Source organism: Xanthomonas campestris pv. badrii (assembly GCF_012848175.1).
GTDB lineage: Bacteria > Pseudomonadota > Gammaproteobacteria > Xanthomonadales > Xanthomonadaceae > Xanthomonas > Xanthomonas campestris_C.
The window spans coordinates 4,915,157-4,931,149 of the sequence record NZ_CP051651.1 but is presented as its reverse complement, the minus strand read 5'-3'; the positions used below and the strand labels follow the sequence as shown (position 1 = coordinate 4,931,149).

The window sequence follows — 15,993 nt, the reverse complement described above, 5'->3', positions numbered from 1 at the left end:
ACGAGTCCAGCCACCGATAAACCCGCTCAGTCGTCTTCGGCAGCGGCTTCGCGGCCCTGCTGGCGGATGAGGTTTTCCTGTCGCGCGTCCTCGATCGAGGCGCGGATGGCGCGCACGTCCGCACGCCGCGTATCGAACTTGAAGCGCCCGGTAAGCGCGCTGTCCGGGCGCAGCTCGCCCTTCTCGAACAATGCCCACATCTCTTCGCCGTAATGGGTCTCCAGCAGCTCCGGGGCGAAGCGGCCCAGGCAGTCGCGCAGGTTGTGCACGTCGCGCAACAGCATCTGGCGCGCGGCATTGTTGCCGGCGGCGCTGACCACCTGCGGGAAGTCGATCACCACCGGGCCATCCGGCGACACCAGCACGTTGTATTCGGACAGATCGCCATGCACCAGGCCCAGCGACAGCATCTTGACCACGTCGCCGATCAGGCTGGCATGGAAGGCGCGCGCCTGATCCGGTTCCAGCTCCACCTCGCCCAGGCGCGGTGCGCTGTGCCCGGCGTCGTCGGTGACCAGATCCATCAACAACACGCCGTGGAAATAGCCGCGCGGCCTGGGCACGTGCACGCCGGCATCCACCAGCTGGTAGAGCGCGTCGGCTTCGGTGTTCTTCCAGGCAGTTTCGGCCTCGCGGCGGCCGAACTTGGTGGCCTTGCCCATCGCACGGGCCTGGCGGCTGCCGCGGACCTTGCGCCCCTCCTGGTACTGCACGCGTGCCTGGAAGCTGCGCTGCGCCATGTCCTTGTAGACCTTGGCGCACAGGATGTCCTCGCCGGCGCTGACCACATAGACGGACGCTTCCTTGCCGCTCTTCAGTGGCCGCAACACTTCGTCGATGACACCGTCGTCGATCAGCGGCTGCAGGCCCGTGGGGGTTTTCATGGACGAAGGGGACCGATCCGAAACAAGTCAGCAGCGATTATGCGGCAACCTACGGTGAAGCGTTTACATGCCGGCGCACACAGGGCGACCGGCGGCGTGCACCGGCGCAAGCGCTTACCATGGCCGGACCTGTCCAGCACGCAATCCGATGCCCGAGCCCACCACCCGCCGTCGCAAACGCCCTGCTGCCGTCGCCGCGGCCGGTAGCGAGCGCGGCCTGCCGCACGAATTGATGCAGCAGATTGCCGCCGCGCAAGGAGATCCGGACTTCATGACCTCGCTGGGGCGCGGGCTGGTGGTGTTGAGTGTGTTCGCCCAGCACGCCCGCGAGGTGACGATGTCGCAGATCAGCCTGGAAACCGGCATTTCGCGCGCGGCGGTGCGGCGCGTGCTGCACACGCTGGCCAAGCTGGGCTATGTGGGCGAACAGGGACGCGGCTACGTGCTGTTGCCACGGGTGCTGGGCATCGGCGGCGCCTATGCGGCCTCGTCGTCGATGACCGCGGCGGCGCAGCCGGTGCTGGACGGCTTGCGTGATCAGCTGCACGAATCCTGCTCGCTGGGCGTGCTGGACGGTGACGACCTGCTGTACGTGGCGCGCGCGGAGACGGTGCGGATCATGTCGATCGGGCTCCGGCCGGGCACCCGGCTGCCGGCCTATTGCACCTCGATGGGGCGGGTCTTACTGGCGGCCCTGCCCGCCGACACCTTGCAGGCGTACCTGGAACGCACCACGCTGCGCCCGCGCACCGACCGCACGGTCACCCAGGCATCGGCGCTGCTGGAGGTGCTGGCGCGCACCCGGCGCGAAGGCATGAGCCTGACCGACCAGGAGCTGGAGATCGGCCTGCGCTCGATCGCGGTGCCGGTGCGCAACCTGCGCGGCGAGGTCATCGCCGCGCTCAACATCGGCGCCCAGGCCGGCCGCGTGAGCCTGCAGACCATGCAGACGCAGCTGCTGGAGCCACTGAAGCAGGCCGCGCAACGCCTGGGCGCCTTGCTGAGTTAGCCCCTGCGCACTGTGCGCGTCTCTGCAGCAGCCGTGCGTCACCGATGCAACGCGCCTCTGGCTTGCTGCGCCATCCGCAGGCCCGGCGCCTGGCGCGGCCGGCGCAGAAAGCTCACCACTGCATCCACCCAGGCGGCATGAGTGTCTTCCACCTGCGCCACATGATCCGACTGCGGCAAGGTCACCCAGCTGCGGTCTGCGCTGCGCAGGCGTAGGTACAGATGCGCGTAGTCGGCCTGGGTGGCAATGGGATCGTCGACCCCACGCAGCAGCAGCACCGGCAGCGCACTCACCTGCTCGGGCTGGAACGCGAACTGTTCCATCGCGCGCCAATCGGTGCGTACCGGGTCGGCGGCCAGCGCCTGCGCCACGTAGGCAGCGCGCACGCCGGCGGGAGCGGCATCGGCGGTGATGAAGTCCTCCCCGGCTGCTGCGGCCGTGGTGCGTTCGCGCTTGGGCTGGGGCGGCGATGGCGTTGCAGCGGCCGGGGCGTCGACGTCGTCCGGGAAGCCGTAGAGCACCAGCGCCGATACCGAGCGCGGGTGCTGCTGGCCGACCAGCAGCGCCACCCGCGCGCCGTTGGAATAGCCGATCAAGGCGGGCGCTGCGAGTCCTGGATGCTGTCGCGCAACCCAGGCCAGCACCTGCTCCACATCGCGCACCGCTCGCGCCGGGGTGTTCCAGCCGCTGGCATCGCGCGCACTGCCACCATAGCCACGCAAGTCCACCGCGTAGGCGGCGAATCCTGCCTGCGCCAATGCCGCCAGCACCGAGCGGGAATCGGGGCTTTCAGCGGGCACCTGCAGGTCGAAATTGGGCAGGGAACTCCAGGTGCGGCCGTGCACCAGCACGACCGCCCCGCGCGGCTGCGCCGGGATGCGCGACCACACCGCCAGGTGCTGGCCATCGTCGGCGCGCACCTGCGCCAGCGCAGTGCCCGGCCCGGGCTGCGGCTGTGCGCTGGCGGCCAGTGGGAGCAGGAGCAGCAGCAGACAGGCAAGTCGTCGCGTCATGCGGTGCCTCGTGGTGGGCGCGATGGAATGCAGCATGGCAGGCGCGAGGCCCTGCGCGAGGCGATTGCCGCGCATCAGCCTTCGGCGGCCTGTTCTTCCAGGATCGGCTTGGCCAGCGCAAAGGCATGGTTGGCCGCGGGCACGCCGCAGTAGATCGCGGCCTGCAGCAGCAGTTCCTTGATCTGCTCGGCAGTCACGCCATTGTTGCGCGCCGCACGCACGTGCAGCTTGAACTCTTCGTCGTGGCCGAGCGCGATCATCATCGACAAGGTGATCAACGAGCGGGTGTGCGCAGGCAAGCCATCGCGGGTCCAGATCGTGCCCCAGGCATAGCGGGTGATCAGGTCCTGAAACTCGGTGGTGAGCTCGGTGCGGGCGGCCAGCGAGCGATCGACATGCGCATCGCCCAGGACGCGCCGGCGTTCGCGCATGCCGGCCTGGTAACGCTCGTCTTCGTGCATGGGGTGTCCTTCGGTACGGTTGAATCAATCGGCCTGCAGAAAGCCCAGCACCGCATCATTGAACGCGGCTGGCGACTCCAGGTTGCATAGATGCCGGCCGGGCACCTGGGCGTAATGGCCATCGGGTGCGGCGTAGGCGATCTCGCGCAGATTCGGCGGCGGGCAGACCGGGTCGTCGTCGCCGGCCAGCGCCAGTAGCGGCAGCGCCAGCCCATCCAGCGCACCCCGGAAATCCGCCTCGGCCACCGCCTGACAACAGGCGATGTAGCCGGCGGGCGAGGTGGAGACGAACGCGGCGGCAATCATGTCCAACCGCTGCGCGTGGCTGATGGCGAATGCCGGCGTGAACCAGCGCTGCAAGGTGGCGTCGATCAGCACCGGCAGGCCTTCGCTGCGCACCTTGTCGATGCGCGTTTCCCAGGTCTCGGTGCTGCCGATCTTCTGCGCGGTGGCGCACACCACCAGCCGCCGCAGCCGCTGTGGTGCGTGCAGGCCCAGCCACTGCCCGGTCAGCCCACCGATCGATAGCCCGCAGAAGTCGCTGCGTTCGATCTGCAGGCCATCCCACAGCGCCAGCACATCCTGGCCCAGGTCGGCGACGCTGTAGGGACCCGGCGGGGTTTCCGAATAGCCGTGGCCACGGCGGTCGTAGCGCAGGATGCGGAAGTGCGGGGCGAACGCCTCGATCTGCACATCCCACATGTGCAGGTCGGTGCCGAGCGAATTGCAGAAGGTCAGCCAGGGCCGGCCTTCGGTGCCGTCCAGGCGGTAGTGCAGGCGATGGGTGGGCAGTTGGAGATAGGCCATCGAAGCACCGTCAACGGGAAGGGGAGCCGGCCAGCACGCGGTCGATCCAGACCGATGACAGGCCACGCCAGCTGTCGCTATCGAACACCGCCTGCAGTTGCGCGTGCGTGAGTACCGCACGCACCTGCGGATCATCGCCCAGTACCTCGCGCAGATGCCGCTGCTGGGCCTGCGCCTGCGCCACCGCCTGTTCGACCAGCGCGTGCGCCTGCGGCTTGCCGAGCTGTGCGGCCAGCGCGAACACCGCCGCTTCGGCGTAGAGCACGCCGCCGTGGCTGTCCAGGTGCGTGCGCATGCGCGCGCGGTTCAGGTCCAACCCCGCCAGGCAGGCCTGCATCTGCGCCAGGCTGCCGGCGGTGAGCCGCACGATCTGCGGCAGCGTGTCCCATTCGGCATGCCACTGGCCGGCGGCGCGCTCGTGCGGCTGCAGCATCGCGCTGAACAAGGTGGCGACCAGGCCGGGCACGCGCGTGGCCGCCGCGACCGCCGCCACGCTGGAGACCGGGTTGCGCTTGTGCGGCATCGCCGACGAGCCCCCCTTGCCGGCGCCCGCGGGTTCGAACGCCTCGCCGACCTCCGATTGCATCAGCAGCACCACGTCGCCACCGATCTTGCCCAGCGTGCCGGCCAGCAGGCCGAACGCGCAGCCAACCTCGACGATACGGTCGCGCGCGGTGTGCCAGGGCAGCGCCGGCAACGGCAGCGCCAGCGTGGTGGCCAGCGCCTGGGCCACGTCGAGCCCGCGTGCCTGCAGCGAGGCCAGCGTGCCGGCCGCGCCGCCGAACTGCAGCACCAGCGCATCGGCGCGCAGCGCATGCAGGCGCCGATGCGCACGCTGCAACGCATCCAGCCAACCGGCCGCCTTGAGCCCGAAGGTCACCGGCACGGCCTGTTGCAGCAAGGTGCGCCCAGGCAGCCCGGTCGCGCGCTCGCGGGCGGCCAGTTCGGCCAGCTCGCCGCACAGGCGCTGCAGGCGCGGCAACAGCAGCTCCAGCGCCGCGCGCAGCTGCAGCACCGTCCCGGTGTCGATCACGTCCTGGCTGGTGGCGCCCCAGTGCACCCAGCGCGCGGCGGCCGCATCGTGCGCGCCCACCCGCGCAGTCAGCGCCTTGACCAGCGGAATGGCGGGGTTGCCGGCCAGGGCGGTGGCCTGCGCCAGCGCGGCCAGATCGTAATGTTGCACATCGCAGGCAGCGGCAATGGCAGGCGCCGCATCGGCGGGAATCACGCCGCACTGCGCCTGCGCACCGGCAAGCGCCGCTTCGAAGTGCAGCATGGCCTGCACGCGCGCCGCATCGTCGAACAGTGCGTCGCACGCGGCGTCGCCAAACAAGGATCCCAACAGCGAGGACGTCGCACTCATGCATTGCATCTCTTGGCGTGCCGGCAGCATGGCACCGAAGCACGGGGGTGCCAACTAGACCATCGGGCAATGCGTCCAACGCGACTGCCTGGCGAGGCGATGCCGATGGCCGGAGGGGCAACTGGGTGCGCCCGGCACGCCGCAGCCGCGCCTGCATGCGCCTACCCAGCCTGTCGGCGCTGTGGCGTTGTGGCATCGCCGCGTGTTTCCGCAAGCGGGCGGCACACCGCCGCATCCACGCGGTGCGTGCAGACATGCCACCGGTGGATCAATACTGGAAGAACACCGTTTCCGCATCGCCCTGCATGCGCACGTCCCAGGCGTAGGCACCGTCACCGCGGGGCTGGGCCAGCAGGGTCCCGCGGCGCTCGGCCGGTACCAGCGCCAGAATCGGATCGCTGCCCAGGTGCGGGTCGTCGGCAAAATACAGCCGCGTCGATGCGGCGCGTAGCAGCCCGCGCATCAGCACCAGCACGGTCAGATGCGCGGCCTGGGGCCGGCCATCCGGGCCGGCCACGGCGCCCGGCTTGACCGTGGCGAAGCAGAACCGCCCCTGCGCATCGGTGGGCACCCGGCCCCAGCCATCGAAGGCGGCGTCGTGCGCCTGGTGGCGCGCGTCGGCGACATGCGCGTAGATGCCGGCCGCATCGGCCTGCCACAGCTCCAGCACGGCGTCGGACACCGGCGCACCGGCGCCGTCATAGACACAGCCGCTGATCTGCACCGGCGTGCCGGCCGCCTGCGGCGGCGCCAGGCGATCGCGATACAGCGGTTCCAGGCCGAGCCGGTAATACGGGCCCACGGTTTGCGACGGGGTGGCATTCAGGCTCATCGACTCACTCCCAGACCGTTTGCTTGCGACCGCGCAGCACGATGTCGAAGCGGTAGGCCAGCGCATATTCGCTGACCGCGTTTTCCCAATCGAGGCTGGACACCATGCGCTCGCGTGCCAGCGCGTCGTCGACACAGTTGTAGATGGGGTCGTGCGCCAGCAGCGGGTCGCCGGGGAAATACATCTGCGTGATCAGGCGCTGGCCGATGCCATCGCCATGCAGTGAAAAATGGATGTGTGCCGGCCGCCAGGCGTTGTAGTGGTTGCGCCACGGGTACGCACCAGGCTTGACGGTCTTGAACGCGTAGCGCCCGTGATCGTCGGTGAGGACCTGACCGGTGCCGCGGAAGTTGGGGTCCAGCGGCGCATCGTGGCGATCGCCTTCGTGCTGGTAACGGCCTGCGGCATTGCATTGCCAGACTTCCACCAGGCTGTTGCGCACCGGCTTGCCGTTCTCGTCCAGCACGCGGCCGGACACGATGATGCGCTCGCCCAGCGGCTCGCCGCTGAAGCCTGCGGTGAGATCGGCTGCATGCGCGCCCAGGGTCAGCCGGTCCAGGCGCGGGCCGGTCACTTCCGACAGGGTCACCGGGATCTGGATCGGCGCGCGGCGCGGTCCGCGCAGCGCCGTGGAGGCGTAAGGCGGATGCAGATAGGGCGGCTGCGTCCCGGGTTGGCTGCGGCGGTAGCCGAGCAACGGGTCAACAGCTGGCGTATCGTCGGGGGTATCGCGCATCGTGAGATCTCCCTGGCCGCACTGCGGCACGTTCAAGCCAATGGGTGTGCAGGTGGTGCGTGATCGGTTGCAACGGCCAGGCTCACAGACGTTCGATCGCCAGGGCCACGCCCTGCCCAACGCCAATACACATGCTGGCCAGCCCGAACCTGCCGTTGCCGGCTTCGAGCTGGCGCAACAAGGTCAGCGCCAGACGCGCGCCGCTCATGCCCAGCGGATGACCCAGCGCGATGGCACCCCCATTGGCATTGACGTGCGGAGCGTCATCGGCCAGCCCGAACTGGCGCATGCAGGCCAGCGCCTGGGCGGCGAACGCTTCGTTGAGTTCGATCGCGTCCAATTGCGCGATGCGCAGCTTCAGCCGCGCCAGCAGGCGCTGCGTGGCAGGCACCGGGCCGATGCCCATGTAGGCCGGTTCGACGCCTGCTGCAGCAAAACCGAGCACCCGCGCACGCGGGGTCAGGCCATGCGCCTGTACCGCCTGCGCCGAGGCCAGCAGCAACGCGGCAGCGCCGTCGTTGATGCCGGACGCATTGCCGGCAGTGACGGTACCGGGCTGGCGGAAGACCGGCTTGAGCTTGGCCAGCATCTCGGCGGTGGTCGTCGGGCGCGGCGCCTCGTCGCAGTCCACGGTACTGGCTTGGACTCCCTTGCGCGCGGCCACCGGCACCGAGGTGAGTTCGCCATCGAAAAAGCCGGCCGCCTGCGCCGCTGCCACGCGTTGCTGGCTGCGCAGGGCGAATGCGTCCTGGTCTTCGCGCGAGATGGCATGGCGCTGCGCGACGTTTTCGGCGGTTTCGCCCATCAACTCGGTGCCGTAGGCGGCCTGCAAACGCGGATTGATGAAGCGCCAGCCCATGGTGGTGTCTTCCAGTTGCTGGCTGCGGGCGAAGGCGCTCTCGGCCTTGCCCATGACCCACGGCGCGCGCGACATCGATTCCACACCGCCGGCAATTGCCAGCCCGAGTTCTCCGCAGCGGATGCCGCGTGCCACGGTGCCAACCGCATCCAGCCCCGAGCCGCACAGCCGATTGAGCGTACTGCCCGGCACCGAACTGGGCAGACCGGCCAGCAACAGGCTCATCCGCGCGACATTGCGATTGTCTTCGCCGGCCTGGTTGGCGCAACCCAGATAGACATCGTCGATGGCGCCCGGGTCCAGCGAGGGGTGCCGCGCCAGCAATGCCGCCAGCGGCACCGCGCCAAGGTCGTCGGCGCGCACGCTGGACAGCGCGCCACCGTACCGGCCGATCGGCGTGCGGATGCCATCGATCAGATAGACCTCGCTCATGCCTGGGCCCCGGCGGACTGGGTGCCGTGCGCGGCATCGGTGCGTGCCTGCAGCGCGCGCAGTGCCTGCAGCTCGGTCGCGGTGGGCACAGGGGTCTGGGCAAGTGCGTCGGCAAAGCGGATCGGCCAACCGGTGGCCGCACTCACTTGCTCGCGGGTGATGCCCGGATGCAGCGCGGTGACCGTGAGTTCGCGGGTCACCGGATCGGGCTCCATCACGCACAGGTCGGTGACCACCACCGTGGGACCGGCGCCGGGCAGGCCGGCGCGCGCGCGCGCATCGCCGCCCTCCAGATGCCCGACGGTGGTGATGAAGTCCAGTGCCGGCACGAAGCTGCGTCTGGACTGGCGCATGATGATGAACACCTGCTTTGCGCTGGCTGCGATTTCCGGCGCGCCGCCGGCCCCGGGCAGGCGCGTGGTCGGCGCCGCGTAGTCGCCGATCACGGTGGTGTTGAGATTGGCATGGCGATCGATCTGCGCTGCGCCCAGAAACCCCACGTCCACGCGGCCGCCCTGCAGCCAGTAGCGAAAGATTTCCGGCGTGGAGACCACGGTGTCGGCGGTCTCGGCCAGTTCGCCGTCGCCGATCGACAGCGGCAGCACGTACGGGCGGGCGCCGATCGGGCCGGATTCGTAGATCAGGGTGACATCCGGCGCATGCGTCAGCCGGGCCAGGTTGGCAGCGGTGGACGGCAGGCCGATACCGACGAAACACACCGCGCCGTCAGGCAGGCGCCGCGCCGCGGCCACGGTCATCATCTCGTTGGTACTGACCTCGCTCATGCGGCCACCTGCTGCTGCGCGTGCGCGTACACGCGCTGGAAGTCGGCGAAATCCTGCGTATCGAGGACATGCGTCTGAATCCACTGCTGGAACCGCGCACGGTCGCGTGCAATCGCATCCCAGCCCAGATAGAAGCGGTTGTCGCGCGCGTAGTAGCCGTGCGCGTAGGACGGTGCAGCGCCGCCCGGGACGTGGCAGACCGCATCGACCACCCAGCGCGGCAGGATGCAGGCATTGGGCGGTGCATCGAGCGTATCCACGATCTCTTCCACCGTCACGATCACCTTGCGCGCGGCCAACGCGGCTTCCTTCTGCACGCCCAGGATGCCCCACAGCAGCACATTGCCGCGACGGTCGGCCTGTTGCGCGTGGATCACGGTGACATCGGGGTTGACGGCCGGCGTGGCGGCCAGCGTTTCGCCGGTGAATGGGCACTGCAGGAACTTGATGCTGTCGTTGACGCGCGGCAGGTCCGAGCCGACATAGCCGCGTAACACCGCAAACGGCAGCCCCGAGGCGCCGGCGACATAGGCGTTGGCCATGTCGGCGTGGCTGTGCTCGCGCAGCTGCAACGGCTGCGGCCAGGCATGTTCGACCGCATCGCGCAGGCGGTGCAGCGACCCCACGCCCGGATTGCCACCCCACGAAAACCGCAGCGCCGCCGCGCAGCCGGCGCCGATCAGCTGGTCGTAGATCAGGTCCGGGGTCATGCGCACCAGGCGCAGGTTGCGCTTGTGCTGGCGGATCACCTCGTGCCCGGCCGCATGCGGAATCAGGTGGGTGAAGCCCTCCATCGCCACGCAGTCGCCATCGACGATCAGGTGGGACACCGCCTCTCTCAGGGAAACGATTTCGGCCATGGCAGCACGCCTGGGTTGCGAACGAGCCATCACGGTAGAGCCGGCCGGACCGTGCGGTCAATCCGATTATCGGCGGTTGAATTCGATAAACGCACAATTTCGTAGCCATGGTGATGTCCCGGAATTGTCTCCGGTGTATACATAACTTCGCTTGCAAGCAGACGCCAGCGTTGAAATACGCGTCCACTGGTTGCCAGCCGGCGCATCGGCGCCGATTCGTACCCCAGGTTGTATACAAAACCCCAGGAGTCACGGTCATGTCCCAGTCCAAGCCGCTGTTTCCCCTCAACGCGTGGTACGCCGTCGCCTGGGACCACGAAATCAAGCACGCACTGAGCCCGCGCAAGGTCTGCAATCTGGACGTGGTGCTCTACCGCAGCACGGCCGGCGCGGTGGTGGCGCTGGAGGACGCCTGCTGGCACCGCCTGGTGCCGCTGTCGATGGGCAAGCTGCGCGGCGACGACGTGGTCTGCGGGTACCACGGGCTGGTCTACAACACCCAGGGCCGCTGCGTGCACATGCCCTCGCAGGAAACCATCAATCCCTCGGCCTGCGTGCGCAGTTTTCCGGTGGCCGAGAAGCACCGCTACGTGTGGATCTGGCCGGGCGACCCGGCCAAGGCCGACACCGCACTGATCCCGGATCTGCACTGGGCGCACGACCCGGCCTGGGCCGGCGATGGCCGCACCATCCACGCCAAGTGCGACTATCGGCTGGTGCTGGACAACCTGATGGACCTGACCCACGAGACCTTCGTGCACGGCTCCAGTATCGGCCAGGACGAAATCGCCGAAGCGCCGTTCGACGTGGTGCACGGCGACCGCTCGGTGGTGGTGTCGCGCTGGATGCACAATATCGACCCGCCGCCGTTCTGGGCCAGCCAGATCGCCCGTCATCTGGACTACCACGGCAAGGTGGATCGCTGGCAGATCATCCGCTTCGAAGCGCCCGGCACCATCGCCATCGATGTCGGCGTGGCCATCGCCGGCACCGGCGCACCGGAAGGCGACCGCAGCCAGGGCGTCAACGGCTACGTGCTCAACACCATCACCCCCGAGACCGATACCACCTGCCATTACTTCTGGGCGTTCATGCGCAACTACGCGCTGCACGACCAGTCGTTGACCACGCTCACGCGTGCCGGCGTCACCGGTGTGTTCGGCGAGGACGAGGCGGTGCTGGAAGCGCAGCAGCGCGCCATCGACGCGCATCCGGACCACACCTTCTACAACCTCAACGTCGATGCAGGCGGCATGTGGGCGCGGCGGGTGATCGACCGCATGATCGCGCACGAGCTGCGCGCACAGGACCTGTCGCTGCGCATGGTGGGCTGAGCGCATTGCACAGGAGACCAGCATGCCCCCGACCACTCCGTTCCACAGCAGCGCCGGGCAGACCACCCGCGCGCTGCTCACACTGCGCGAACTGATCCTCGACGGCACCCTGCCCGCCGGAACGCGGCTGTCCGAGCTGGCCGTGGTGCAGCGCCTGGGCATGTCGCGCACGCCGGTGCGCGCGGCGTTGCAGCGGCTGTGCGAAGAAGGCCTGGCCAGCGCCTTGCCGGGCGGCGGGTATGCGGTGCAGGCTTTCAGCGAACGCGATGTGCACGATGCGATCGAACTGCGCGGCACGCTCGAAGGCCTGGCCGCACGCATCGCCGCCGAGCGCGGCGTGCCAGCCGCGCAGCTGGCACAGGCACGTGCGCTGCTGACCGAAATCGACACCATCGTCAGCGCGCCACGCCAGGGCGTGGACTTTTCCGCCTATGTGCAGGCCAACGCGCGCTTCCATTCCCTGCTGATGGCGATGGCCGGCAGCGATGTGCTCGAGCGTGCGCTGACGCGCGTGGTGCAGCTGCCGTTCGCCTCTCCCAATGGCCTGGTCATGGCCCAGACCAGCGATGCCGATGCGCGGGTCATCCTGACCCTGGCGCAGGAACAGCATCGCGAAGTGATCGCCGCCATCGAACAGCGCCAGGGCAGCCGCGCCGAAGCGCTGATGCGCGAACACGCACGCCTGGCCCATCGCAATCTCCGCCACCTGTTGCAAACCCCTGCAGCGGTCGGCCAGGTGCGCGGCGGCGCCCTGATCGGCCGTGCCCATGCGTCCAACGCCGGCACCGACCGGCATGCCCTTCTGCCTGGAGCCCCTCATGCGTAAAGACACCCACTGGCACCGCGCCCATGTCGTCAGCATTGCAGACCCCTGCCAAGGCGTGCGCGAAATCGTGCTCGATCCGGGCCCGGCGGCGCGCAGCTTCGAGGTGGGCAGCCATCTGGATTTCCGCGTCCGGCTGCATGGCCGCGACGATGTGCGCTCGTACTCGCTGGTGGGCGAGCCACGCAAGGACGGGCATTACCGCATCGCGGTACGGCAGATGCCCGACAGCCGTGGCGGCTCGCTGCATATGTGGTCGTTGCAGCCCGGCGACGTGGTGGAGATGTCGCCGCCCAGCAACAACTTCGCGCTGGACGAAAGCGGCGAGGAGATCCTGCTGATCGCCGGCGGGATCGGCATCACGCCCATCCTGGGCATGGCACAGCGGCTGGCGCAGCGTCACCCCGCCTTCCGCCTGCTCTACGTCGGCCGCACGCGCAGCGCGATGGCCTACGTGGATGAGCTGGAAGTCCTGCTCGGCGAGCGCCTGCAGCTGCACTGCGACGACAGCGGCGGGCCGGTCGACCTGGCCGCCGCACTGGCCCTGCTCTCGCCCAACGCCGAGGTATATGTGTGTGGGCCGCTGGGCATGCTGGAAGCGGTCCGGCAGCACTGGCATGCGGCCGGGCGACCGCGCGCGCGGCTGCATTTCGAAACCTTCGGCAACAGCGGCCGGGTGCCGGCGCAGGCATTTGTCGTCAAGCTGCCCGGGCTTGGCCTGGAGGTGCCGGTGGCGGAAAACGAATCCATGCTCGATGCACTGGCCGATGCCGGCGTGGAGCTGATTGCCGAATGTCGCCGGGGCGAATGCGGCCTGTGTGCGGTGGAGGTGCTGGATACCGCAGCCGACATCGATCACCGCGACGTGTTCTTCAGCGACGAACAACGCCGCGAGAACCGCAAGCTGTGCGCCTGCGTGTCGCGCGCGGTGGGCGGCAGCATCAGCATCGATACCGGCTATCGCAGCGAGCTGGGCTGACACAGCGGCGGCCAGCGCATGCGCCGGGCAATGGACTGGCGCACGCGCTGGCCGGGACCGCATGCGCTACCAGCGCGCCTTGGCGCACCGATCAGTCCGCTGGTTCCGTGCTTGGTCGATCGCCGTGTTTGCATCCTCACGCGCATGCGCGATCATCTGCGCATGGAGTCGACTCACTACAGGACTGCCCCGGCGCCGGCCTTGAACCCGCGCCAGGAACAATTGGTGGCATTGGTGCGACAGCAGGGCTTTGCCGAGGTGGAAGGCCTGGCAACGCGCTTCGAGGTCACCCCGCAGACCATCCGGCGCGACCTGACCCTGCTCTGCGATGCCGGCGTGCTGCGCCGGTATCACGGCGGCGTCAGCATGCCCTCGAGCGTGGAAAACCTGGCCTATACCGCGCGCAAGGCGCTGCAGGCCAACGAGAAGCAGCACATCGCCGCGCAGGTGGCGCGCTTCATTCCCGACGATGCCTCGCTGTTCATCAACCTGGGCACCACCAACGAAGAAGTGGCGCGCGCCCTGCTGCAGCATCGCGGCCTGCGCGTGATCACCAATAACCTCAACGTGGCGGTGATGCTCAGCGCCAATCCCAGCTTCGAGGTGATCGTGGCCGGTGGCGTGGTGCGTGGCCGCGACCAGGGCGTGACCGGCGAGGCCACGGTGGAACTGATCCGCCAGTTCAAGGTGGATTTCGGGGTGATCGGCATTTCCGGCATCGATCTGGACGGCACCTTGCTGGATTTCGATTACCAGGAAGTGCGCGTGGCCCAGGCCATCATCGAGCACTCGCGCCAGGTACTGCTGGCGGCCGACCACAGCAAGTTCGGACGCAACGCCATGGTGCGGCTGGGTGCACTCGCACAGGTGCACGACTGGTTCACCGACCGCGCCCCGCCGCAGGAGTTGGCCGGGGTGCTGGAAGACGCCGGCACGCGGGTGCATGTGGCGGGGACGAACGGCGCCGTCTAGCGAGACAGGCATCGCCCCGGCGTGGCGCTGTCGATCCGCGCGGGTTGCCAGCGGCTGAAGCGTAATGCCATGTTCGTTTTTGTGTTTTTTGGCATAAAGACGTTGGGATTCCATGCGTATCAATGGCGTGAACCAATCGTCCTAGTGCCTATCTCCCCGTTGTGGCCGTCATCGTTAGGCAACTCCATCTTCACGCCCCGGCAAGGCGCCATGTTCGAATATGTTCGGACATGACAACTTAGGTTCGCTAGTGCGAATCTGGACGGAGACGCCGATGAGCGAGACGTACGATCTTCTGGTGGTAGGCGGCGGCATCAATGGGGTCGGCATCGCCCGCGACGCGGCAGGGCGCGGCCTGTCGGTGTGCCTGTGCGAACAGGACGACCTGGCCTCGCATACCAGCAGTGCCAGCACCAAGCTCATCCACGGCGGCCTGCGGTATCTGGAACAGTATGAATTCGCCTTGGTCGGCAAGGCGCTGGCCGAGCGCGAAGTGCTGCTGCGGCTGGCACCGCACATCATCTGGCCGCTGCGCTTCCTGTTACCGCACCAGCCGCATCTGCGCCCGGCGTGGATGATCCGCGCCGGCCTGTTCCTGTACGACCACCTGGGCGGCAGCAAGCGCAGCCTGCCGCGCTCGCGGCGGCTGTCGCTGCGCACCCATCCGGTGGGCGCGCCACTGCAGGAATCGTTGCGCACCGGGTTCGTGTACTCCGATGCCTGGGTGCAGGACGCGCGCCTGGTGGTACTCAACGCGATGGATGCAGCCAGGCGTGGCGCGCAGATCCACACCCGTACCCGCTGCGTCGGCGCCTGGCGCGATGCCGGATTCTGGTACGCCGAACTCGAAGACAGCCAGGGCCGCCGCCGCACCGTGCAGGCGCGCGCGCTGGCCAACGCGGCTGGTCCGTGGGCAGTGGCGTTCCTGGACAAGGTCGCAGCGGTGCCGCACCAGCACGCATTGCGCCTGGTCAAGGGCAGCCACATCGTGGTGCCCAAGCTGTTCGATCACGACCACGCCTACATCTTCCAGCAACCGGACCGGCGCATCGTGTTCGCCATTCCCTATGAGCATGACTTCACCTTGATCGGCACCACCGATGTCGACTTCGAGACCGACCCCGCCGCGCCCAGGATCGATGCGGCCGAAGTGCAATACCTGTGCGAGGCGGCAAACCTGTATTTCCAGCAGCAGATCAGCCCGCAGGACGTGGTGTGGAGCTACAGCGGCGTGCGTCCGTTGCTGGACGATGCGCAAGACAATGCCGCCGAGGTCACACGCGACTATCAACTGGAAGTGGTCAACGACGGCGCGCCGTTGCTCAACGTGTTCGGCGGCAAGCTGACCACCTACCGCAAGCTGGCCGAAGAAGCGGTAGACCGGATTACACAAGCCCTGGGAACGCGCAAGCCGGCGTGGACTGCGCGCGGCGCCGCGCTGCCCGGCGGCGAGCAGCGCGACATCGCCAGCCTGCTCGAGCGGGTGCGCACTGCGCGTCCATGGTTGCCCGCTGCCACCGCGCAGCGCCTGGTGCGCAACTACGGCACCTGCGCCGAGCAACTGCTGGGCGATGCAACGGACATGGCCGGGCTGGGCACGCACTTCGGTGCGGACCTGTACCAGGCCGAGGTGGAGTACCTGCGGCAGTACGAATGGGCGCAGAGCGCCGACGATATCCTGTGGCGTCGCAGCAAGCTCGGCCTGCGCATCGATGCAGACGGGCGTCAGCGCCTGGAGGCGTATCTGCAGGCGCAGCCAGTGCCGGCCACCGCCACCGCCGCGGCTTGAACACACACCGCGTTGCCGGCGAGGACGGGTCGTCCGGCAACCAATCCTGGCGTAT

General features: G+C 68.5%; 16 protein-coding genes. 6 read left to right on the top strand and 10 right to left on the bottom strand.

All coding sequences use genetic code 11. The features are described from left to right. Positions 1-26 precede the first annotated feature (26 nt). Entirely contained in the window at positions 27-884 is an 858-nt protein-coding gene (locus HG421_RS20910) for a PA4780 family RIO1-like protein kinase (RefSeq protein WP_169708019.1), read from the bottom strand. 148 nt (positions 885-1,032) lie between these two features. On the opposite strand from HG421_RS20910, the gene HG421_RS20905 reads away from it, so the two are divergent. Beyond that, on the top strand, positions 1,033-1,893 hold the full coding sequence (locus HG421_RS20905) for an IclR family transcriptional regulator domain-containing protein (RefSeq protein ID WP_169708018.1): 861 nt from the start codon (positions 1,033-1,035) through the stop codon (positions 1,891-1,893). 38 nt (positions 1,894-1,931) lie between these two features. Here the strand turns inward: HG421_RS20905 and HG421_RS20900 are convergent, their stop codons facing one another. The 9 genes from HG421_RS20900 to HG421_RS20860 form a co-directional block, all read right to left on the bottom strand. After that, complete coding sequence (locus HG421_RS20900; protein ID WP_169708017.1) at positions 1,932-2,906, bottom strand: alpha/beta hydrolase; 975 nt, start codon at positions 2,904-2,906, stop codon at positions 1,932-1,934. Between the two features lie 74 nt (positions 2,907-2,980). Continuing rightward, on the bottom strand, positions 2,981-3,367 hold the full coding sequence (gene pcaC / locus HG421_RS20895; protein WP_169708016.1) for a 4-carboxymuconolactone decarboxylase: 387 nt from the start codon (positions 3,365-3,367) through the stop codon (positions 2,981-2,983). 24 nt (positions 3,368-3,391) lie between these two features. Then, entirely contained in the window at positions 3,392-4,174 is a 783-nt protein-coding gene (pcaD, locus tag HG421_RS20890; protein WP_169708015.1) for a 3-oxoadipate enol-lactonase, read from the bottom strand. Positions 4,175-4,184: 10 nt separating this feature from the next. Further along, on the bottom strand, positions 4,185-5,537 hold the full coding sequence (locus HG421_RS20885) for a 3-carboxy-cis,cis-muconate cycloisomerase (protein WP_169708014.1): 1,353 nt from the start codon (positions 5,535-5,537) through the stop codon (positions 4,185-4,187). A gap of 268 nt (positions 5,538-5,805) precedes the next feature. Further along, on the bottom strand, positions 5,806-6,369 hold the full coding sequence (pcaG, locus tag HG421_RS20880; RefSeq protein WP_169708013.1) for a protocatechuate 3,4-dioxygenase subunit alpha: 564 nt from the start codon (positions 6,367-6,369) through the stop codon (positions 5,806-5,808). A 4-nt stretch (positions 6,370-6,373) separates the two neighbouring features. After that, positions 6,374-7,105 (bottom strand): protocatechuate 3,4-dioxygenase subunit beta, encoded by a 732-nt coding sequence (gene pcaH, locus HG421_RS20875; RefSeq protein WP_169708012.1) that lies wholly within the window; start codon positions 7,103-7,105, stop codon positions 6,374-6,376. An 82-nt stretch (positions 7,106-7,187) separates the two neighbouring features. Next, positions 7,188-8,396 (bottom strand): 3-oxoadipyl-CoA thiolase, encoded by a 1,209-nt coding sequence (gene pcaF / locus HG421_RS20870; RefSeq protein WP_169708011.1) that lies wholly within the window; start codon positions 8,394-8,396, stop codon positions 7,188-7,190. Continuing rightward, positions 8,393-9,181 (bottom strand): CoA-transferase subunit beta, encoded by a 789-nt coding sequence (locus HG421_RS20865; RefSeq protein WP_169708010.1) that lies wholly within the window; start codon positions 9,179-9,181, stop codon positions 8,393-8,395. Before HG421_RS20865 ends, pcaF begins: the two co-directional genes overlap by 4 nt. Continuing rightward, positions 9,178-10,041, bottom strand: coding sequence for a CoA transferase subunit A (locus HG421_RS20860; protein ID WP_169708009.1), 864 nt, complete (start codon positions 10,039-10,041; stop codon positions 9,178-9,180). Before HG421_RS20860 ends, HG421_RS20865 begins: the two co-directional genes overlap by 4 nt. A gap of 257 nt (positions 10,042-10,298) precedes the next feature. Between HG421_RS20860 and HG421_RS20855 the strand changes: the two genes are divergently transcribed. From HG421_RS20855 to glpD, 5 genes are all read left to right on the top strand, one after another. Beyond that, complete coding sequence (locus HG421_RS20855) at positions 10,299-11,375, top strand: aromatic ring-hydroxylating dioxygenase subunit alpha (protein WP_169708008.1); 1,077 nt, start codon at positions 10,299-10,301, stop codon at positions 11,373-11,375. Positions 11,376-11,397: 22 nt separating this feature from the next. Further along, a complete protein-coding gene (locus tag HG421_RS20850; protein WP_169708007.1) occupies positions 11,398-12,201 on the top strand; it encodes a GntR family transcriptional regulator in 804 nt (267 codons plus the stop codon). Further along, positions 12,194-13,177, top strand: a complete 984-nt coding sequence (locus tag HG421_RS20845) for a PDR/VanB family oxidoreductase (RefSeq protein ID WP_169708006.1) — start codon at positions 12,194-12,196, stop codon at positions 13,175-13,177. Before HG421_RS20850 ends, HG421_RS20845 begins: the two co-directional genes overlap by 8 nt. Positions 13,178-13,321: 144 nt before the next feature. Then, positions 13,322-14,149, top strand: a complete 828-nt coding sequence (locus tag HG421_RS20840; protein WP_169708005.1) for a DeoR/GlpR family DNA-binding transcription regulator — start codon at positions 13,322-13,324, stop codon at positions 14,147-14,149. A gap of 274 nt (positions 14,150-14,423) precedes the next feature. Further along, positions 14,424-15,938 (top strand): glycerol-3-phosphate dehydrogenase, encoded by a 1,515-nt coding sequence (gene glpD, locus HG421_RS20835; protein ID WP_169708004.1) that lies wholly within the window; start codon positions 14,424-14,426, stop codon positions 15,936-15,938. Positions 15,939-15,993 lie beyond the last annotated feature (55 nt).